Source organism: Rhodococcus sp. G6(2025), assembly GCF_058628105.1.
Window position 1 is genome coordinate 276,403 of the sequence record NZ_CP179752.1, and the last position, 19,790, is coordinate 296,192.

Consider the following 19,790-nt stretch of genomic DNA (forward strand, 5'->3'; position numbering starts at 1 on the left):
TGAAATTTGACCCGGGGGAGGGCGTTCACCTGTGGTTGGGTGGTGGAGGCCAGTTAGAGGCAGGAAAGGGGGGTCGGCCGCTCTCCTGAGGTGTGCCGTGAACTCGGGCACAGCGAGTGTGTTCTGTCCTTTGCGTCCGTGTCTGATTTTTGGTCTCGTGGTTCCTTCCGTGGGTTGTCAGGCGCCGATTGCCTCGGCCACCGAAAGCCTCAGGGCGGCGGGGCCGCCGGAAAGCTCGAGGTTTGACCAGGAGCGTCGGTAGTACAGGTGGGCGTCGTGCTCCCAGGTGAAGCCGAGGCCTCCGAGAATGTGAATGGCGGTCTCTGTCACCTCGCGGTAGGCGAGTCCGTTGCGCAACGCAGCGACGCGGAGCGACGCGTCGGAGTCGCGCTGGTCCGAGGTCGCGGCGGCCGCGGCGTATCGGGACGCTGCATGCGCGAAGTTGGCGTCACGGAGCATGTCGACACACGCGTGTGCGACCGCCTGGAAAGTCCCGATCGGATGGGAGAACTGTTTACGTGTCTTTGCGTGTTCCACACAGGTATCGAGGCACCATCGCAGGCCGCCACTCGCCTCGGCGGCCATGGCGAGCAGGAAGGAACGTCGAACGGCGGTCGATGGTGAGGGCTCGTCATCCCGGGGTGACAGCACCCAGGCGGGCGCTTGGTCGAGAGTGATTCGTGAGATGCGACGGGTGAGATCCAGTCCGTTCAGAGTTTGGGGGTGGATGGTGTCCTGCTGTCGTTCGACGAGGAACAGCTCGTTGCCGTCTGTGGTGGACGCAGGAATCATCAGGACGTCGGCGACGTCGCCGTAGGGAACGTAGGGAGCATGTCCGGTGAGCCGCCAGCTGCCGTCGCGTCGTTCTGCGCGAACCGTGGGGCCTTGCGCTGCGTGGCGAGGGGTGAGGGCGACCGTGCCCAAAGCCTCACCGGACGCGATCGCTGCGAGCCAGCTGGCGCGTTGGTCTGACGGCGCGGCCGAGACTAGCGCCGACGTCGCTAAGTGTGCTCCGAGGGCGGGACCGGAATAGAGCACTCGGCCGAGCTCTTCGTGGGCCGCTGCCCAGTCCGATTCGGTGAGGCCCAGTCCGCCGTACTCTTCGGGGACGCTGATCGCGGCCAGGCCCAGTCCTGCGGCCAGGGTTTTCCAGACCGCGGTGTCGAAGCCGGTATCGAATTCGACCGACTTGCGGCGCGCGTCGCGGTCGTAGACGTCGCCGAGCAGGTCGCGAAGACCGTTCTGCAGGTCACGTCGTTCGGCGGTGATTGCTAGGGGATCAGTGGGCATTGTCTCTCAGTCCTTTCACATCGCCCGGGGAAGGCCGAGGACGCGCTGGGCGATGGTGTTCTTCAACACCTCGTCGGTCCCTCCTCCCAGGCGGTAGCCAGGGGCGCCGAGTACGACCGAGGTCCAGGCGAAGGTTCCCCATTCGTCGGTGTCGACAACGAGGGAGGGGCCGAGTACGTCGGCGACGAAGTCGCCTAGTCGCTTCATGTTGTCCGACAGTGCAATTTTGTTCAGGGCGGCCTCGGGGCCGGGGACATTGCCGGCGCGGGCGTCGGCAGCCATCACGTCCTGCATGTACTTTGCGACGCGGAGGTGGGAGATCAGCTCACCGATGGACTCGCGGACGTGGGTGTCCTCGGTCGCGCCGCTGGCGGCGACGAGTGCGAGCAACCGTTCTGTCGACAGGATTCCGGCTCCGCCGAAGGAGCTGTGGCCCATGGCCGTGCGTTCGAAACCGAGGGTCGACAGCGCGACGTTCCATCCACCGCCCACATCACCGAGGACTTGATCATCCTGCACGACGACGTCGTCGAGGAACACCTCGTTGAAGGCGGCGCCGCCGGTCATCTGTCGAAGTGGTCGCACGGTGACCCCGGGGGCGTGCATGTCGACGAGAAAGGCGGTGAGATTCTTGTGCCGTGGTCCATCGGAGGTGCGGCAGATGATTTCGCCGATATCGGCCAAGTGCGCGCCGGACGTCCAGACCTTTTGACCCGAGATTCGCCACGCCTGGCCATCGTGGACGGCGCGCGTTGAGACCGATGCCAGATCCGATCCCGCGTCCGGTTCACTGAAAAGTTGGCAGGCGATCTTCTGCCCGCTGAACATCCGGGGTAACCAGTGCTTCTTTTGCGGCTCGGATCCGTGCCGAAGAATGGTTGGTGCGATCATGCCTAGGCTGATGGTTAGCGCCGAATCTCCAGCGACATCGTACTCTCGGGCCAACCGCTCGAACGCACGTTGGTAGCTGGTGGGCAACCCGGCCCCGCCGTATTCTGCCGGTCCGGCGATCCAGCCGTATCCGCTGTCCCAGAGCTGTTGTCGCCACTGACGGATGGCTGGCAACGCATCGGCTTCCTCGACCGGATCCGGTTCTTGGAACACGCGCACTTCATCGCTGCCCACGCCCCACTCAAATCTCTTGCGTTCGGCTTGCACGCGGCGCGGATAGCGCGAGTCCAGCCAGTTCCGTGCACCTTCGAGGAAGGAGTCGAGGTCGGTGGTCATGATCGTGAGCGGCTGCGTCGCGCGGCCGGCGACTCGCCGTGGGTGTGGGAGGGGACGGCTACCACTGCGGAACCTGGCATGACGATCTCGCCTCGCTGGTTGACCGCCTTGGTTTCGATATCGACGACATGTTCACCGTCTGCGTCGATGCGCTTGTCCACGACTTCCCCGCGAAGCTGGACGACGTCGGAGAGGTACACAAACTTGCGGTACTGGGCCCGAACCTCCTTGATCCATGCGTGATCGCCCGCCCAGTGGGTGAGGTGATGGATCTGCCAGCATTGCCGCTGGAAGCCGACGTCGTACTGGAATGCGACGCCCATCGCTCGTGCGGCTTGGTAGTTGTAGTGGACGGAGTAGATGGGTTCCTGTGCGCCGGTCGTCGGGTCACGAAATGCCCAGGCGGGGTGCGCCTGGTAGTCGTGTAGTGCCGCGGCATGCGCCTTGAGACGAGGGATCGGAGTGCCCCCGCCGGCGACGAAAGCAATTTCGTCGGTGAGTCCGATCGGCCCCTTCGTGACTACGTCGAGTGCATCGCCAACGTGAATGTCTTCCCACCAACGCTGCTGTGGGCCGCGCGGGCGTTCGGCGAGAATGCCGGTTTCGATCTCTTTCAGTTCCTGTTCATCCCAGCGGTGTGGCACCTCAAGCTTGGTTTCCTGAGACTTGCGTCTGGACAACGCATTTGCGCGCTCGTAATTGATGACGTCCCACTCGATGGTGGCGATCGACTCGTCGCGCTGGTTGGTGTAGCTGTTCGAGAAATGGTCGGTGACTGACCGGCCGGCGAAACTGCTGGGAGCGGGGCCGTCGAAGCCCCGGTAGAGGCACGACGACTCCACGGTGTCGCCCCGGTACACCGGCCTCTCGAAGGTGATGTGCGACTGGGAGTGGAAAGCTCCGAGACCTGGCCATCCGAACTGAATTCCGGAGAAACAACCGATTACGAAGGACGGAGGCGCCACGGCGGCTCCGTACGGTGACGTGGTGGCATACTCCGTATCGGTCCAGAGTGGATTGATGTCGCCGATCCCGCCGCAGAAGCGCGCTACGGCAAGCCGTGAGGCCACCTCATTGTTGATCGAGTGGTCGATTCTCAGCTGAGTACCGACCTTCTTCTGCATCCCGGCGATCATGTCTTCGTCGATGACCACTTGCGGCATGACAGCTTCGCGTTCTTCTGTCTTCATGGCTACAACTCTATTACTAAATAGTCGAATAGTCGAGTATTGATTTCTAGAGTTAGCTTGAGTGGTCCACTCGAGCGATGCCGCGGTCGAGAACAGTGTGTTCCCCGACCCGAGCCCGGAATGTCAGCGCCTCGTTGTCCTGCCAGATCTCCACGCTCAGTTCATCACCGGGGAATACTGGGCGACTGAATCTCGCCGACATCGATCGCAGGTTGGCGCGTTCTGCGCCACCGGATGCGTCGAGCAATGCACGAGCGACCACCCCATAGCTGCACAGACCGTGCAGGATCGGCCGTTCGAAGCCGGCCCGCCGGGCGAAGGACGGATCCGAGTGGAGCGGGTTACGGTCTCCGCTCAGCCGGTAAATCAACGCCTGCTCGGGTCGTGTCGGCATGACCCGGACATGGTCGGGGTTGCGTTGCGGCAACGACCATTCAACTGTCGACGGACGTGTTTGCCCGAGCCCGCCCATGCCACGGACGAACAGCGACGAGGTCGCCGTGGCAAGTATTTCGCCGGTGTCGGTGTCGTGGGCGGTGCCTTCAGCGACGATGAGGGCACCAGAGCCGCGATCGTAGACGCCGACGATCCGGGACCGGGTCTGCGCCGACCCTGCGACCGGAAGGTCTCGGTGCAGCTCGATCTGCTGCTCGGCATGGACGACCTTGGTCGTGTCGACGCCCTTGAGAGAGTTCAGGACGGTCGGCCACGCGACGAGTACGGCGAAGGTGGGAACCACGCGCTGGTCGACTCCGCGCGAATTTTCGGTGGTAAAGGCGAGTTCCGACGCAGGATCCCCCAGACCAGCTCCCACTCCCAAGGCGTACAAGAGGCAGTCTTTCGAGCTCCAGGAGAACTGGCCGGCTGTCTCGGCGGAGAGAAGCTCCTCCACCACGTCCGCCGTCGACGACGCGATATCGGTCATTGGGTTACCTCCGTGTGCTGGTTGGGTGAGAAGCTCGTTGAAGGCTTCAGCCCGAGGGTTTCGACGAGCGCTCGTGACGCGCTCGCAGGTGTTCGTCCGGTTGGTGAGCGTTGCCGTCTGCGCCATGTCATGGAATCGGCATCGCCGACAATCCGGACGAAACATCCTCGTTCAGTGCGGTCGTGCCATGTGCCTGGAGTCGGGCCGTCGCTGCTGATACGGCAACAAGCTCAGGTCGGTGGGGTGACAGGCGAAGCCCTGATCATTGCGGAAACGCCCCACCGAGTGTCCGTTCGGACGCCGCCGCAACGATCTCACGGACGACGTTCCAGGATGTGCACGCCGCAGGCCGACCCGAGCCCGATGACGTGTGCGAGGCCGACCCGGGCACCGTCGATCTGACGGTCGCCGGCCTCGTCCCGCAGATGAGTGACCACCTCGAACACCCCAGCGACTCCGGTCGCCCCGATCGGGTGCCCTTTGGATATGAGTCCTCCAGAGACGTTCACCGGTGTGCTCCCGTCTCGCCAGGGCGCACGCCGGTCGATGAACTCCCCGGCCCCACCTTCTTCGCACAGACGGAGGTTGTCGTAGTGAACGAGTTCCGCGGTGGCGAAACAGTCGTGAAGCTCCACCAGGTCTAAGTCCTCGGGGCCAACGCCTGCACTTGCATATGCCTCGTCGGCTGCTCGGCGGGTCAGGGTGTTGATGTCGGGCTGGGCCGCCCCGGTGGGGGTCCAGGGGTCAGTGGTGAGGACCGACGCCGACATCTTCACACCGCGGCGGCGCTGGTCGGGATCGAGTTTGCGGAATCCGGCCTCTGACGCCAGCACGAGTGCAGCAGCCCCGTCGCTGGTGGGCGTGCACATGAGGACAGTGTTCGGGTAGCCGATCATCTCGGCTTCCATCACTTCCTCGAGGGTGAACTCTTTGCGATACTGGGCAAGGGGATTGAGCGTCGAGTGGGCGTGATTCTTCACCGCGATCTTGGCGAACTGCTCGAAGCCGACGCCCTCATGTTGCGCGGCATACTCGGTGCCAGCGGTGGCGAACACGCCCGGCATCAGGCCCGTGCCTAACACGCCCTCGGTGCTCATCACGGAGCCGTAGCGCCCGCTCGGCGTGAACGTACGGCGAGAATCCTTGTTCTTCGCCGCGCTTCCGAGCAGTCCCTGCTTGCCCATCTTTTCGACACCGACGACGAGCGCGAAGTCCGCCTCGCCGGCCTTGATAGCCATCACCGCGGTTCGGACGGCAGTCGCCCCAGTGGCGCAGGCGTTAGCGACGTTATAGATGGGGACGCCGGTCTGACCGATCTGCTTGACCAGTCGCTGGCCGATGTTGTTGTTGACGTCCTGGGCGCTGCCGACGGCAACCACATTGATCCGGTTCATGGGTACCTGGGCGTCCGCAAGGGCATCCAACGCGGCGCCGGCGGCCAGGTCGACGACGTCCATCTCCGCAAAGCGGCCGAACCTCGTCATCGACGCCCCGATTACCCAGGGGTTGTCGGTGCTCATTGGTCCTCCTCGGGTTTGAAAGCGAATGCGATGGCTCGCGTGCCGTCGTCGTCGACCCCCGCGACGTGGGTGACCATGGCGACGCGCAGGTTCGGGGTGATTCGAGAGGGGTCGTTGTCGACGCCGAGTAGGTTGGCCTTGACCGTTCCCCCGCCGTCGAGATCGACGACTACCGATGTGTACGGGCTGGGAACGCCCCGAGCGCCACGGTGGATCACCGTGAACGCGCGGACCACACCCGTGGTTGCCAGCTCCCGCTGCTGGAAGGACTGCCCGCCACAGGAAGCGCAGGCGTTGCGTCGGTCGAAGAACAGTGCGGAGCAGACGCTGCACTGGCTGGCCGTGAGCCTGGGCTCGGGTGTCAGTCGTAGATAGTCGACGATCGGTAGTTGCGTCGCGGTGTCGGCCTGAGCGTGCACGGCGGTGTCCATTAGTTGACCGGTCCGCCGGCGACGTAGAGGACCTGACCGGAGACGAATCCGGCACCGTCGCTGACGAAGTAGGAGACGGCGTTCGCGATGTCGGTGACCTGGCCAACTCGGCGGACGGCCAGCTTACGCGCCGCGGCTGCCTGGTAATCCTCGAACGACATCCCGACCCGCTCGGCGGTGGCAGCAGTCATGTCGGTGGCGATGAAGCCTGGAGCGACGGTATTTGCGGTGACTCCGAACTTGCCGAGTTCGAGGGCGACGGCTTTGGTGAAACCCTGCAGACCTGCTTTGGCGGCGGAGTAATTGGCCTGGCCGCGGTTTCCGAGGGCGGACTGGGAAGAGATGTTGACGACTCGACCCCAACCCGCTTCGGTCATGTATTTCTGCGCTGCTCGCGTGACGAGGAAGGCGCCCTTGAGGTGGACGTTCATCACCAGATCCCAGTCCTGCTCAGGCATTTTGAACAACAGGTTGTCGCGTGTGATCCCGGCGTTGTTGACGACCACGACCGGGGGACCGAGCTCGTCGGCGACGCGGTCGACAGCGGCGGCGACAGCGTCGGCGTCGGAGACGTCGGCCGCGACCCCGACCGATCGGCCCCCGCCCCGGTTGATCCCGTCGGCGGTCTCCTTCGCGCCGCGTTCGTCGATGTCGAGGATGGCCACCGCGAATCCGTCCTCGGCCAGCCGGTGGGCTGTAGCGGCACCGAGGCCCCGTGCCGCGCCGGTCACGATCGCGACCTTCTTGTTGTCGTTGGTCATGGCTTCCTTCTCTCGTTGAGGTATCGATGGGTTGTTCGTGAGGGGTTACTCAGAGGAGTTCGAAGATGGTCGCGTTGGCCATGCCGCCGCCTTCGCACATGGTCTGCAAGCCGTACCGGATCTCGTTGTCGCGCATGTGATTGATCAGTCGTGTGGTCAGGACAGCCCCGGATGCTCCGAGCGGGTGCCCGACGGCGATAGCGCCGCCCAAAGGATTGACGAGTGTGTCATCGGCGCCGGTCTCGCGCAGCCAGGCGAGAGTCACTGCGGCGAATGCCTCGTTCACCTCGAACGCTCCGATGTCCGAGATCGACAGGCCCGCCTTCTTCAGTACCTGGGCGGTCGCCGGGATCGGACCGGTCAACATGATGACAGGATCCGATCCGACGACGACCGACGTGTGCACGCGCACCAGGGGTCGAAGACCGAGCTGTGCGGCGCGCTCGGAGGTGGTCACCAGGAGCGCGGCTGCTCCATCGGAGATCTGCGACGAATTCCCGGCTGTGACCATGCCCTCCTCGGCAAACGAAGGGCGCAGTGCCGACAGCTTCTCCAGCGACGAGTCCCGGCGCACAGCTTCGTCGGTCACGACCTGGGCACCGTTGACCTCCACAGCGGTGATCTGGGAGTCGAGGACGCCCGCGTCGATCGCCGCTGCCGCCCGCGCGTGTGATCGCAGAGCGTGCTCGTCCAGCTGAGTCCTGGACAGATTCCATTGCGCCGCGATCATCTCCGCACCCCGGCCCTGATTGAACCGGGCGCCGTCGTACCGAGCGGCTAGAAGAGGTGACGCCGGACGTCCCGGGCCCGCCTTGATGGGGGAGCCCATCGGCACACGCGACATCGATTCGACACCGCCCGCGACTGACAGCTCGGAAAACCCGGCGAGCACACCGCCCGCTGCGACATGGAGGGCTTGCTGGGCGGAGCCGCATTGCCGGTCGACCGTGGTACCGGGCACCGACTCCGGCCAGCCGGCGGCCAACACGCAGTGGCGCGCGATGTTGGCCGATTGTTCGCCGATCTGGCTTACGCATCCCCAGACCACGTCATCGACCTCCGCCGCGTCAACGCCAGCCCGAGTTACGAGCTCACGCAGGACATGGGCACCGAGATCGACCGGGTGGATCTCGCTCAGTCCGCCGTTGCGGCGCCCCACAGGGGTCCGGACGGCTTCGACGATGACTGCGTCTCTCACGAGTAACACTCCTAAGCTGTTAGGTGGGGCTCAGAGGCCGAGGTGCTCTTTGAGCCGGTCGGACTGCAGCGCGGTCGGCCCGAACATGAGCTGGGCCGTCTTCGCGCGCTTGTAATACAGGTGGCTGGTGTGCTCCCAGGTGAAGCCGATCCCCCCGTGAAGCAGCAGTGCCCTTTGGGCGAGTTCGGCGAAGTGTTCACCCACGAAGACTTCTGCGGTCGCTGCGGCGACCGCAGCTTCGTCCGGGTCGTTGTCGATAGACCAGTTGGCGTGACGGACCAGCGGCTCGGCCTGCTCGATCAGGATGTACAGCTCCGCGAGCTGGTGTTTGACAGCCTGGAACGACCCGACCACGCGACCGAACTGCACGCGCACCTTGAGGTAGTCGACCAGTTGGGTGAAGCACGCCCGCATTCCTCCGAGCTGCTCTGCCGCGAGCGCACTTACTGCGCGCACCAGCAGCTGCTCCAGCGCGTCGGCCACGGAGTCGGTGCGCACCTGCGTGGCGGGAGTCTCGTCGAACACGATCGTCGACTGCGATCGGGTGAGATCGATCGCAGCGAGTGGGGTGCGGGTAACTCCCTTCGGTTGGTCCACGACGAACAGCCCTAGACCGTCCGTCGTGCGCGCCACGACGACGAAGACCGTCGCTTCCTCGCCCGACAGGACTCGGAAGGCGGTTCCGCTCAGGGTGACTGCGCCGTCGCTCTGAGCGGCGATGACGCCGGTTGCGGCGGGATTCCACGCTCCCGTCGCGGTCTGAGCCCCGGCGAGGGCGCCCACGGCGGCACCGGTCGACAACGTGGGCAGGAAGCGATCTCTCACCTCCTCGTCATCGGCCAAGAGCAACAGCGAGGACGCAAGCACCACCGAGGAGAAGAACGGAACCGGTGTCAGGGCCGCGCCCAGCTCCTCACAGGCAAGAGCGACCTCGACCTGGCCCAGCCCCAAACCCCCGAACCGCTCGGGTACGGCCAACCCAGCCAGACCGAGCTGATTATTGAGCTGCTGCCATGGCGTCCGCCAGACATCGCGGTCGGTTCCCAGAACCGTGGGGAGCTCGTTGACTGGCGCGAGTGTTTGGAGGGCGTCGCGAAGCGTCGACGCAATGGCTTCCTGCTCGGAATCCCATATCAGCGTCATCGCAGGCTCCCCGCCGGTTCGTTCTGGGCAACGTCGTTGAACGCGACTGCGCGATCGATCGATGTCTCGCGCGGAAGGCCGAGGACCCGTTCGCTGATGATGTTCAGCATGATCTCGTTCGTGCCGCCACCGAGAGACATCGCAGGGGCGAACATCCACGACGAGGCGCGCCGTCGGGCGTCGATGCTGTCGACGTAGGCAGTGACGTCGCCCCGCAGTTCGGCCATGACGTCGCTGCGGAACAGGGTCAGTCTGGCGTTGAGGATTTTGGCCACCGAGGCACTCGCTCCCAGTTGTCGCCCTGCTCGTGTCAGCTCGAGCTGGCGTGAGTTGAGCAGCGCCAGTGCGCGCTCCTTCACGTACAGCTGGGCGAGTAGGTCGGTCACGCCGGGATCTCTGAGCTCTCCGTTCGAGCGGACGTTTTCGGTGAGGGCACTGAACGACGCCGGATTGTGCGCCTGGGCGCTCCCCTGCCCGATGGAGCTGCGCTCATACCCGAGCATGATCTGAGCTACTGCCCATCCCTTGCCCAGCCCGCCGACGACAGCATCTTCGGCAACTTCGGCGGAATCGAAGAACACTTCGTTGAAGTGCGCCATTCCCGTCATGTCGCGAAGTGGGCGCACCTGGACTCCCGGCTGGGCCATGTCGATGACGAACATGGTCAATCCCTGGTGCTTGGGCACTGTGGAATCGGTCCGGGCCAAGAGCAGACCCAGGTCGGCGTCGTGGGCTCCGGAGGTCCAGACCTTCTGCCCGTTGATGAGCCAGCGTTGCCCGTCGTGTGTGGCCCTGGTCTGCAGGCCCGCGACATCGGAGCCTGCGCCGGGCTCCGAAAAGAGCTGGCACCAGATTTCCTCGCCGCGAAGAATGGGACCGATGTAGCGGTGCTTCTGGTCTTCGGTTCCGGCGGCGAGTAGTGTCGGTCCGCACATCCCGACGCCGACCGAGAATCGGGCCGTCGGCAGGTCGAAGTTCTTTGCGAGCCGGGAGAACTCCCGTTCCTCCGCTACGGATCGGCCCTGGCCGCCGTATTCAGTTGGCCAGGAAATTCCCGAGTAGCCGGCGTTGTAGAGCTTGGCCATAAACGCCCGCGCACGGTCGGTTGCGCTCCCCGCTTCTCCCTCGCGACCGAGTACCGGTTTGTTGTGTGACAGCCATGAGTTGGCCGCGCGTATGAACTCATCCATAGGACGCCCGTCTTCCGAGACACTGAGATAGTCTAGCGCTATACTATTGAATACTAGATAGAACCGTCAAACGGTGAGGATTGATTGATCCCCTTCCTCCCTCTAGAACTCGCAGAATGGACCGGCAATGCAGGTTTGGGTGCGCAATACATCTCTCGCCTGGGAGGTGCCCGATGTCGCCGTGCGACTCGAAGATCTCGGCTTCCAGGGGATCGGCTACGTCGATACGCAGAATCTGAGAGGCGACTATGTGGCGGCGTTGGCGGCAGCCGCGGAACGAACGACCACCCTCGGACTCGGGCCCGCGGTGACGAATCCGGTCACCCGCCACCCGGCGGTGACCGCCGCCGCCGCGGTCACATTGCAGAACTTGAGTGGCGGACGCATGAACCTGGCGATCGGAAGGGGTGACTCGGCGTTGGCTCTCATTGGCAAGGCGCCGGCCGCGGTGGCTGTCTTCGACCGCTACGTTGCTGCCCTGCAGGCGTACCTGCGGGGGGAGGCCGTCCCGTTCGAGGCGCTGCCGCAGATCGGAGGCAGGCCGGTCAGCGACCTGGATCTCGGCGGCGAACACGCCCAGAGCGAAATGGAGTTCATGAAGCTCAGCACGGCGCCCAAGGTGCCGGTCGAAATCGCCGCAAGCGGTACCCAGGTCATCGAACTCGCAGCCCGACGAGCCGATCGAATTCTCTTCTCCGTCGGAGCGCATCCCGAGCGCATCCGGTGGGCGATCGAGCATGCTGAGGCTGCCCGCACCGCGGCCGGCCGAACAACCGGCGAGCTCACGTTTGGTGCCGTGGTCAATGTGATTGTGGACGACGACGTGGATCGTGCGGTCCGGCTGGGTCGCGGCAGTCTCGCGACGCAGTCGCGCTTCAGTGTGTTGCATGGGAGGCTGTCAGGGCCGGTCAGCGAGTCCGACGGTCAGGCACTTCGGCGGCTCGCGCAGACATATGACATGCGTTCGCACGGCGCCGCCGCGGCACCTCACGCCCTCCTCAGCCCCGATTTCGTTGCCAGGCACGGAATCTTCGGTCCGGCCGGCCATTGCATCGACCGTTTGGCACAGCTCGAAGAACTAGGGGTTTCGAAGATCCTTCTCTGCGGGCCCTCAACCGATGTGGACGTTTCCATCCGGCGCGCGGCTGAAGAGCAGTTCGCTCGTGAGGTACTGCCGTCTCTGGGCTGAGGAGCCGGAACCTGCGTCGCTGCGATGTCAGTCCGAGGGTCGTACTACACTCTAATTGGTTGGAGAATAGATAGTCGATGATGAGACTTTCAATTTTGAGGGAGAACCGTGACAGGACCTTCACCAGATTCGATCCAGTGGATGCGTGACAAGTGGGAAAGCGGTGGGGAATTGCGCCCGGCTCAGTTCGCGGCCGCCATGTCGGTGCTTCGCACGAGCGCACTGGTGTCGATCGAAATGGACAAACTACTGAAGCAGTTCGAGCTCAATCGGACCGCCTACCTGGTGCTGGTCACGCTGCAGATGTCCCCTGAGCGCACCCGCCCACTGGGGCAGTTGAGCAAGTCGCTCATCGTGCACCCCACAACGGTCACCGTGGTGGTCGACTCACTCGACGAGGCGGGTTTCGTCGAGCGGAAGCGGCACGCCACCGACCGGCGCACCGTCCTGGCGCGGCTCACCGAGGAAGGTATGGCACTCGTCAAGAAGGTGAACATTGCCATGTCCGAGATCGGCTACGGGCTCGGAAGCACCAGTGACACGGACGCCGAGAAAATCACAGAAGCCTCCAGAGAAGCCCGTAAGAACATCAGGCACCTGTCGAACTGAGCCTGGATGTACCCAGGTAAGCGCCGACCCCAGCCCGCGACTGCGAAAATGGGCAGATCGCGCAGAAGGTGGAGTGATCAGACCGGCCAATGACCAGGGAGTCGGCTGGCTCTTGACGATGCGTCTGCGACGACGGTGACCGTGCCGCGGACCGCCGAGTTGTTGAATTGACCGTGCCGCGCGGCAACTGGCGTGAACGATTCGTGCTGGCCGAACCAGGCATTCTGCTGGAACCGTGACCGCCGCTATTGCTATTCGGTTGGCGCGCGCCCGGACCAGCGGTCACCTACGGCCGGGTGAGAGGTCTAGCTCGTCCATCTGTTCGGCAGTCAAATTCGATGCCGTCGGCGGCGACGGTCGCTCGGCGCGCGATTCGATTTGGTGCCCGAGATCGGCGCAATGTCGCCGCCTGTCGTAACTAGCAGGGCCGATGCGACCTCCTCCGGTCGCACCATGCTGGGAGGGCGATGGCCGCTACCTCGTCGGCGATGTGCAGGTTGCACTGGCAGTTTTCGCCGGTGAAGCGTGGGTTGGTCTTGGGCCAGTCGTCGTCGGCGAACTGCTCGGTATAGCGGATCGTCAGTCGTGGAAGACGGCTTGGCCGCGACGTCCGCCGCGGCCAAGCCGGTCCCCCCGATCACCGCGCTGCAGTCGGAGTACTCCCTGCGGAGTCCAACTTGCTGCCGGTGACGCGGGAACTTCAGCATCCCGACCGGTCAAGCGAGCCGGATGGTGCCTTGAGTGTCGAGTTGCTGCAGCCTCTGATTTGTCAGCCCCAACTCGTTGGAGAGAACAGACGCTGTGTCTTGGCCGAGTGAGGGGAGGCTGTCGGCCATCGGGCCGTTCTGTCCACCGAACTTGATCGGGGTTCCGGCGACCAGCGCCGGCGGCCCTTCTTGCCGGGCGACGTGGACGAACATTTCGTGGCTGGATACGTGTTCGTCGTCGACGAGGTCATCCATCGTATTGACAGGGCCGGCGGGGACTCCAGCAGCGCTAAGGATGCGAACGACTTCTGCGCGCGTTTTGTCGCGTGCCCATGCCTCCACGCCAGGCCGGATGATGTCAGGGCACCGCGCTTCCCAATCTGTGCGGGACGCGAGCCTGGCGTCACCGACCCATTCCGGATGTCCGACGACTTCAGCGAGAGGGTGAAATTGGTGCTCGCGAGGTGCGGCGACGACGAAGAATCCGTCCTTGGCGGCGAACGCGGTGAAGAGGCCGACGCCGCGGCCGGTCGCGAGACGTGTTGGCGCGCCCATTGAATGCAGGGTTGCGTACGCCTCGTTTAGTGCGAGCGCGCTGTCAAACAGCGAGACGTCAACCAACTCTCCGTGGCCCGTCACGTCACGACGACGCAGCGCGGCCAGCGCCCCGACAACGGCGTAGAACCCGGCGAACAGATCTGCGATGAACGTCGTCTGTCCTACCTCGGGGCGCTCGCCCGGCTCGGCGCCCAGCGAGTAGAGGCCGGCCATCGCCTCGACGACCGGACCGTACGCGGGACGGTCGAGGTAGGGGCTGGGGAGGGTGTGCCCGAAGCCGGACACGGCGACATAGACCAATTGAGCGTTCACAGCACTGAGTTCTTCGTAACCGAGACCCAGGCGTTTCATCGCGCCGCCGCGCATGTTCTCGACGACAAGGTCGAAATTGGGAACGAGGTCGAGTACGAGTTGGCGGCCCTCAGGAGTCTTCAAATCGATAGCGACGCTGGATTTTCCGAGACTGTTGCGTGCAAAGGTCCACGAGACATCGTGTCCGCGGGCGTCGGTGAACACCGGTTGCGCGAACCTTCCGAGCTCACCGGTGAGCGGTTCGATCTTGACTACTTCGGCTCCCATCCGTTGCAGGAGCTGGGTGGCAAACGGTGCGGCGAGTACCTGCTCGAGGGCGAGGACACGGACGCCACGCAGTGGCTGGGTGGACGATGGGGTCGGGGTGTCGGTGCGCATCGCTGCTTCCTGTCGGGTTACTTGGCTCGGAAATCGGGTGGGCGCCGTTGGGACATCGCTTTCACACCCTCACGGAAATCGTTCGTGCTCATCAACCGCTCCTGCTCGGCCCTCTCGCGCCGGAGAATCCGCTCGACTTCATCTGGGAGCGTTCCGCGCAGGGTGGTGCGGATGCTGCGGACGGCGAGGGGGGCCGACTGTGCGATCTCCCGGGCCATCTCGAGGGCGACGGCATCGAGGTCGTCGTCTGGCGCGATCCGGTCGATGAGGCCGATGGAGTGTGCGTGTTCGCCGTCGATTCGAGTCCCGGCGTAGAGCAGAGCTGCCGCGTGCTGGAGTCCCACGACGAGGGGCAGGGTGTGACTGATACCAAAGCCTGGGTGGAAACCGAGTCGCGCGAAGTTCGCGGCGAATCGACTCCCGGGGGAGCCGACGCGAAAGTCGGCGGCAAGAGCCAAACCCAGTCCGCCTCCGATCGTGCTGCCCTGGCAGACCGCGACGATGGGAGTTGCCGTGTGGAAGATGCGGAGGGCTTCGTCGTAGATGTGACCGGGCGGTTCGGCCTCGGCTCGCCGGTCGAGGCGTGCGCCAGCGCAGAAGTTCTTACCCTCCGACCTCAGCACGACCGCACGGCATCTGGTCGGGTCGTCGAGATACTCCAGGGCGTCGGCCACCGATGCGAGTAGCGCACGGTCGAAGTAATTGTCCGGGGGGCGACCCAAGGTGACCCTGGCGACGTGATCGGATGTCCAATCGACTGTGACGTCGCCGAAATGTTGTTGGGATTGGCCTTGCTCAGCAGATGCCACGATTACGCAACTCCTGGATCGTGTTCGATTGGTATCCGAGTTCTGCGAGGACCTCGACGGTGTGTTCGCCCAGGGTCGCGGGGGTTCGCCGCATGCGCAGCGGTGTCTGTGTCAGACGGACGGCCGGGTGGGGCACGCGGGTAGTGGGTGGGACGCCTGGGTATCGAAGCTCTGGAAGCATGTCGGTGGCGGTGACGTGCATGTCGTCGAGGACCTGACGAGGCGAGTAGACCGGGGCGCACGGGATGCCGGCCTTCCGCAATTGCTCCAAAGCCTCGTCGGTCGTTTTCTCCGTGCACCACGAAGTGAGGCGCTCGGCCAGCATTTCGGCATGTTCGAGCCGGGACGCCTCGGTGGCGAACCGTGGATCGTCGAGCCACTCGACGTCACCCATCAGCTGGACCCACCGTCTGAAGAGGGAGTCACCGGCCAATTGGACAATTATCGCGCCGTCTCTCGTGTTGCAGACATCGGCGAGTGCGGCGACGTGAGTTCGGTTCCCGATCGGTTCCCAGTCGGACTGGTGCGCGGACTGCTCGACGAGAAGTCCGCCGGTCGCTGTGATCGCTGACGCCAACAACGAGGCGTGGACGTGCTGTCCTTGGCCGGTCATATCCTTCCACCGCAGCGCGGTCATGGTCGCGAACGCCGCATGGGTGGCAGTGAGATAGTCAACCCACGGCGACGCGGATTTGGCGGGATGACCGTTGGACCCGGACATGTAGGCCGCCCCGGACATTGCCTGGGCGATCCCGTCGAAGCCGACGTTGTTGCTGTAGGGCCCGCCGGGTCCGAACGTGTCGCAGGTGGTGAGAATGACGTCTGGTTTGAGCTTGCATAGTGACTCATAGTCCAACCCGAGCTTCTCGAGGACCGGCAACGGCATGTTCGCGACCACGACGTCGGCGGTGGCAACGAGCTGGTGCAGCACCTCGAGGCCGTCCGGGGTGGAGAAATTCAGGGTGAGGTTGCGCTTGTTTCGGTTCACGGCGAGATACGTGGATCCCGAGCCGTCGTCGGATACCGGACCAAGAAGCCGGTCGTCTCCGCCGTCGATGCGCTCGACCCGGACGACATCTGCGCCCAGGTCTGCGAGCAACGTCGCGCAATAGGGACCTGCAACGTAACGGCCCAGGTCGATCACCCGGATCGAAGACAGTGCCTCCTGGGCACAATTGACATGCGACGACATGACCCTCCCTGATTATGTGACGGAAAAATGAGCTGCGTCACTCTGACGCACCGATGATACTCTTGTCACCAACAATCTAAAAGTAGATTAAATCAGCCGCGGCATTCGAAGGAGCCAACGGTGGAGTACACACAGAACGATGAGCAGTCGGCCGGACCGTTGGCCGGTGTTCGGGTGGTCGATTTCAGCGAAAACCTGCCTGGCCCGTTCGCCAGCCTGATGCTGCACCAGCTTGGTGCGGAGGTAATAAAGATCGAAAAGCCTGGGGGTGACCCGGGCCGCAGGCACCCGCTCTTTCCCTTTCTGACGGCGGGCAAACGGAGTGTCGAACTCGACTTGAAAGCCGCTGAGGGGGTTGCTCTCGCCCGGGAACTGATCGAGCTCGCGGATGTGGTCATCGAAGGATTCCGGCCCGGCGTGGCCGCACGGCTGGGTATCGGATTCTCCGACGCAAGCACGATCAACCACTCGTTGGTCTACTGTTCCCTGTCGGGCTACGGGCAGCACGGGACGGCGACCGCCCGCGCCGGGCACGACCTGAACTATCTGGCCGCGGGGGGATTGCTCTTCGAAAACCGCGATCTGAACGGTGCACAGATCATGGCTCCGCCACCTGGCCACGTCGCGGACTACACCGCCGGACTCCTTGCCGCAGTCGCGATACTCGGCCATCTCCAGCCACGCGACGAGCGGCGGGCGGTGCACCTCGATCTCGCTCTCGCCGACGCCGCGGCTCTACCGACGCTTGCGTCGATCGCGCACGTCGTGGGCGGACTGAAGGAATCGGTCGGTGCACGGGCCTACCCGCACTACCGCCTCTACGAGACCGCGGACAATCGGCATATCGCACTCGGTATCACCCCGTTCGAGCAGAGCTTCTGGGATACCCTCGCGCGAGCACTGGAGCTGAACGATCTGATAGGTCTCGACGAGCGGCAACGCAAGCGCGACGGCGAGGCAATTGCAGAAGCGTTGTCCGACGTCTTCAGTACTCGTTCGCTGGCGGAATGGCGTGAGGTCCTCGACGACGTCGATGTGCCGTGGTCGGCGGTCCTGCGGCCCGATGAGGTCGTCGATGCAATGCGTATCGCGGACCGGCCTGTCGTGAATGTCGACTCGCTCAGCCTGGACTTCCTGCACACCGGTCGAGCCGGGGCGGTGCCCGCATTGGGTGAGGCAAACGACCACGTGCGACTGTTGGCCGGTGCGCAGTGAGCGAGGTGACGCAACCGACCGCGGAACCGGTCGATGTCCAGGTCGTCGACTCCGTGGGCCTGGTTACGTTGAACCGCCCTCAGGTGCTCAATGCCATGAACATGGAAATGGTCAGGGCCCTCGACGAGGCCCTGCGCCAGCTCGATGCCGACGACACCGTCCGCGTAATCGTGATCACCGGGAACGGAAAGGCGTTCTGTGCGGGAGCCGACCTCGCCAAACGTGAGCCAAACCAGAATGAGCCCTACAGCGGTAGCAGGCTGGCGATGCGTGTGTTCGAAAGCCGCAAGATCGTCATCGGTGCGATCAACGGCGCAGCCGTTGGCATCGGCGCGACCCTGACGCTGCCCATGGACATCAGGATCGTCGGCGAGACAGCCAAGTTCGGGTTCTTGTTCGCCAGAAGAGGTCTCATCCCCGATGGCGCTTCGAGTTGGTTCCTGCCACGAGTGGTCGGGATCTCGAAAGCCATGGAATGGTGTGCACGCGGTACACCGATCAGCGCAGCCGAGGCCGCTGATGCGGGACTGGTCTCCGCAGTTCATGACGACGCCGAGCTTCTGCCGGCCGCGATGAATCTTGCCTCCGAGATCGCGTCGAACTCCTCGATGGTCTCACTCGCCCTGACGCGCCAGCTGATGTGGCGCGGGCTCGGCGAAAGCGACCCCTACCGGGCCTTACACCTCGAACTGGAACTAGGTGACGAGGTCAGGCGCTCGCCGGACGCACGCGAGGGCATCCGCGCCTTCCTGCGTAAGCGTCCACCGGTCTTCACGGGAACGCTGAGCGCCGATCTACCGACGGACTTTCCCTGGTGGGAAACCGGTTCGGTTCTTGCCAACGACGACAGGAGAAAGTAATGAGCAACATCGAGTCCCTGGTCCTACAGAGTCCGTGGCCGTGGAAAATGTCAGAGATCGCCCCCCTTATCGAGGATATGGGTTTCAGCGGCCTGGTGATGAGCGACTCGCAGAACATGCGAGGCGAGGTTATCGTCGCGATGACCGCCGCAGTCATGTCTACGAGCACGCTGCGGGTCGGTACCGGCGTTACCAACCCTTACACCCGACACCCGGCCGTCCTGGCGGCCGCGTTCGCCAGCCTGCAGCAACTGTCAGGCGGACGGATGACTTTGCAGATCGGACGCGGTGATTCCGCGCTGGCGTACCTCGGCCTGGCACCGGCGCCGCCCGCGAAGCTCAACGTTGTCCTCGACGCTCTGCAGAAGTACCTTCGCGGCGAGGAGGTGCCGTTCGAGCTGCTTCCCGACGCCACAGTTCCGTCGATGGACACGCTCGCGATCGGTGAAACACCCGCGGCAAGCCGGTTGAAGTGGCTTCGCGATGACGTCCCCAAGGTCCCGGTCGGCGTCGCAGCTTCGGGACCGAAGGTGATCTCGGGCGCAGCAGTCCGCGCTGACCAGATCAACTTCGGTATCGGTGCGGACCCAACCAGATTGGCATGGGGCATCGGAGTGGCCCGGCAAGCCCGCATCGACGCCGGCCTGGACCCCGACGGCATCGAATTCGGTGCATGGGTGAATGTCGTGGTCAACGAGGACCGTGACGCCGCCCGCCGCATCGGCGGCGGCCGCCTGTCCGGGGCGATTCGCTTCGGCAACCTCCACGGTAAGGCCAACGGTCCTGCCAGCGAAGCCGACCGTAAGGTGATGGAGGCAGTTCCGCGGTCGTACTCGATGAGTCGCCACACGGAAGCGGGAACCGCCGCCGACGCCGCAGTCACCGACGATTTCGCGCACAAGTTCGGCATCTTCGGGCCCGCGAGCTATTGCGCCGACCGGCTGCACGAGCTCGCTGAACTCGGGCTCAACCGCTTCGTCCTGATTCCTCCGGGCGACGACGCCGACCCCGATGGCTCCGAACTGCGCGCCATCGGTCAGATGGTCCAAAAATATCTGTAGATCCAATTATTGATTACTAGAGTAA

18 protein-coding genes are annotated in these 19,790 nt (G+C 64.2%); 5 read left to right on the top strand and 13 right to left on the bottom strand.

The features are described from left to right. Positions 1 to 177 precede the first annotated feature (177 nt). From ACLIVD_RS42180 to ACLIVD_RS42225, 10 genes are all read right to left on the bottom strand, one after another. Positions 178 to 1,290 (bottom strand): acyl-CoA dehydrogenase family protein, encoded by a 1,113-nt coding sequence (locus ACLIVD_RS42180; RefSeq protein ID WP_491933711.1) that lies wholly within the window; start codon positions 1,288 to 1,290, stop codon positions 178 to 180. A gap of 15 nt (positions 1,291 to 1,305) precedes the next feature. Beyond that, positions 1,306 to 2,517 (bottom strand): acyl-CoA dehydrogenase family protein, encoded by a 1,212-nt coding sequence (locus ACLIVD_RS42185; protein WP_491933712.1) that lies wholly within the window; start codon positions 2,515 to 2,517, stop codon positions 1,306 to 1,308. Continuing rightward, the gene (locus ACLIVD_RS42190; protein WP_491933714.1) at positions 2,514 to 3,707 is read right to left on the bottom strand and encodes an FAS1-like dehydratase domain-containing protein; all 1,194 of its coding nucleotides are present in this window, start codon (positions 3,705 to 3,707) and stop codon (positions 2,514 to 2,516) included. The genes ACLIVD_RS42185 and ACLIVD_RS42190 overlap by 4 nt, the downstream gene beginning before the upstream one ends. A 52-nt stretch (positions 3,708 to 3,759) precedes the next feature. Continuing rightward, the gene (locus tag ACLIVD_RS42195) at positions 3,760 to 4,632 is read right to left on the bottom strand and encodes a MaoC/PaaZ C-terminal domain-containing protein (RefSeq protein WP_491933715.1); all 873 of its coding nucleotides are present in this window, start codon (positions 4,630 to 4,632) and stop codon (positions 3,760 to 3,762) included. 314 nt (positions 4,633 to 4,946) lie between these two features. Next, positions 4,947 to 6,152: a thiolase C-terminal domain-containing protein gene (locus ACLIVD_RS42200; RefSeq protein ID WP_491933716.1), complete on the bottom strand. Its 1,206-nt coding sequence runs from the start codon at positions 6,150 to 6,152 to the stop codon at positions 4,947 to 4,949. After that, positions 6,149 to 6,571 (bottom strand): Zn-ribbon domain-containing OB-fold protein, encoded by a 423-nt coding sequence (locus tag ACLIVD_RS42205; RefSeq protein ID WP_491933717.1) that lies wholly within the window; start codon positions 6,569 to 6,571, stop codon positions 6,149 to 6,151. The genes ACLIVD_RS42200 and ACLIVD_RS42205 overlap by 4 nt, the downstream gene beginning before the upstream one ends. A gap of 11 nt (positions 6,572 to 6,582) precedes the next feature. Then, positions 6,583 to 7,344, bottom strand: coding sequence for an SDR family oxidoreductase (locus tag ACLIVD_RS42210; protein ID WP_491933718.1), 762 nt, complete (start codon positions 7,342 to 7,344; stop codon positions 6,583 to 6,585). 49 nt (positions 7,345 to 7,393) lie between these two features. Beyond that, a complete protein-coding gene (locus tag ACLIVD_RS42215) occupies positions 7,394 to 8,542 on the bottom strand; it encodes a thiolase family protein (protein WP_491933719.1) in 1,149 nt (382 codons plus the stop codon). Positions 8,543 to 8,572: 30 nt separating this feature from the next. Next, positions 8,573 to 9,685 (bottom strand): acyl-CoA dehydrogenase family protein, encoded by a 1,113-nt coding sequence (locus tag ACLIVD_RS42220; RefSeq protein WP_491933720.1) that lies wholly within the window; start codon positions 9,683 to 9,685, stop codon positions 8,573 to 8,575. Then, positions 9,682 to 10,875, bottom strand: a complete 1,194-nt coding sequence (locus ACLIVD_RS42225; RefSeq protein WP_491933721.1) for an acyl-CoA dehydrogenase family protein — start codon at positions 10,873 to 10,875, stop codon at positions 9,682 to 9,684. Before ACLIVD_RS42225 ends, ACLIVD_RS42220 begins: the two co-directional genes overlap by 4 nt. Positions 10,876 to 11,002: 127 nt before the next feature. Between ACLIVD_RS42225 and ACLIVD_RS42230 the strand changes: the two genes are divergently transcribed. Next, positions 11,003 to 12,064 carry an LLM class flavin-dependent oxidoreductase gene (locus ACLIVD_RS42230; protein ID WP_491933722.1) on the top strand — a complete coding sequence of 354 codons (1,062 nt, stop codon included), beginning with the start codon at positions 11,003 to 11,005 and terminating at the stop codon, positions 12,062 to 12,064. Between the two features lie 141 nt (positions 12,065 to 12,205). Next, positions 12,206 to 12,673: a MarR family winged helix-turn-helix transcriptional regulator gene (locus tag ACLIVD_RS42235; protein ID WP_491933723.1), complete on the top strand. Its 468-nt coding sequence runs from the start codon at positions 12,206 to 12,208 to the stop codon at positions 12,671 to 12,673. 716 nt (positions 12,674 to 13,389) lie between these two features. On the opposite strand, the gene ACLIVD_RS42240 is transcribed toward ACLIVD_RS42235, so the two are convergent. Genes ACLIVD_RS42240 through ACLIVD_RS42250 form a run of 3 tightly spaced genes read right to left on the bottom strand, consistent with a single transcriptional unit; the run spans position 13,390 to position 16,629 of the window. Then, positions 13,390 to 14,628: a CaiB/BaiF CoA transferase family protein gene (locus tag ACLIVD_RS42240; RefSeq protein WP_491933724.1), complete on the bottom strand. Its 1,239-nt coding sequence runs from the start codon at positions 14,626 to 14,628 to the stop codon at positions 13,390 to 13,392. A gap of 17 nt (positions 14,629 to 14,645) precedes the next feature. After that, positions 14,646 to 15,437 (bottom strand): enoyl-CoA hydratase/isomerase family protein, encoded by a 792-nt coding sequence (locus tag ACLIVD_RS42245; protein ID WP_491933725.1) that lies wholly within the window; start codon positions 15,435 to 15,437, stop codon positions 14,646 to 14,648. Then, positions 15,424 to 16,629, bottom strand: a complete 1,206-nt coding sequence (locus ACLIVD_RS42250; RefSeq protein WP_491933726.1) for a CaiB/BaiF CoA transferase family protein — start codon at positions 16,627 to 16,629, stop codon at positions 15,424 to 15,426. The genes ACLIVD_RS42245 and ACLIVD_RS42250 overlap by 14 nt, the downstream gene beginning before the upstream one ends. Before the next feature lie 120 nt (positions 16,630 to 16,749). On the opposite strand from ACLIVD_RS42250, the gene ACLIVD_RS42255 reads away from it, so the two are divergent. The 3 genes from ACLIVD_RS42255 to ACLIVD_RS42265 are packed head-to-tail and all read left to right on the top strand — an operon-like array spanning position 16,750 to position 19,765. Then, positions 16,750 to 17,844: a CaiB/BaiF CoA transferase family protein gene (locus tag ACLIVD_RS42255; RefSeq protein WP_491933727.1), complete on the top strand. Its 1,095-nt coding sequence runs from the start codon at positions 16,750 to 16,752 to the stop codon at positions 17,842 to 17,844. Next, positions 17,841 to 18,704, top strand: a complete 864-nt coding sequence (locus tag ACLIVD_RS42260; protein WP_491933728.1) for an enoyl-CoA hydratase-related protein — start codon at positions 17,841 to 17,843, stop codon at positions 18,702 to 18,704. The genes ACLIVD_RS42255 and ACLIVD_RS42260 overlap by 4 nt, the downstream gene beginning before the upstream one ends. Then, positions 18,704 to 19,765: an LLM class flavin-dependent oxidoreductase gene (locus ACLIVD_RS42265; protein ID WP_491933729.1), complete on the top strand. Its 1,062-nt coding sequence runs from the start codon at positions 18,704 to 18,706 to the stop codon at positions 19,763 to 19,765. Before ACLIVD_RS42260 ends, ACLIVD_RS42265 begins: the two co-directional genes overlap by 1 nt. The last annotated feature ends 25 nt before the right edge of the window (positions 19,766 to 19,790 follow it).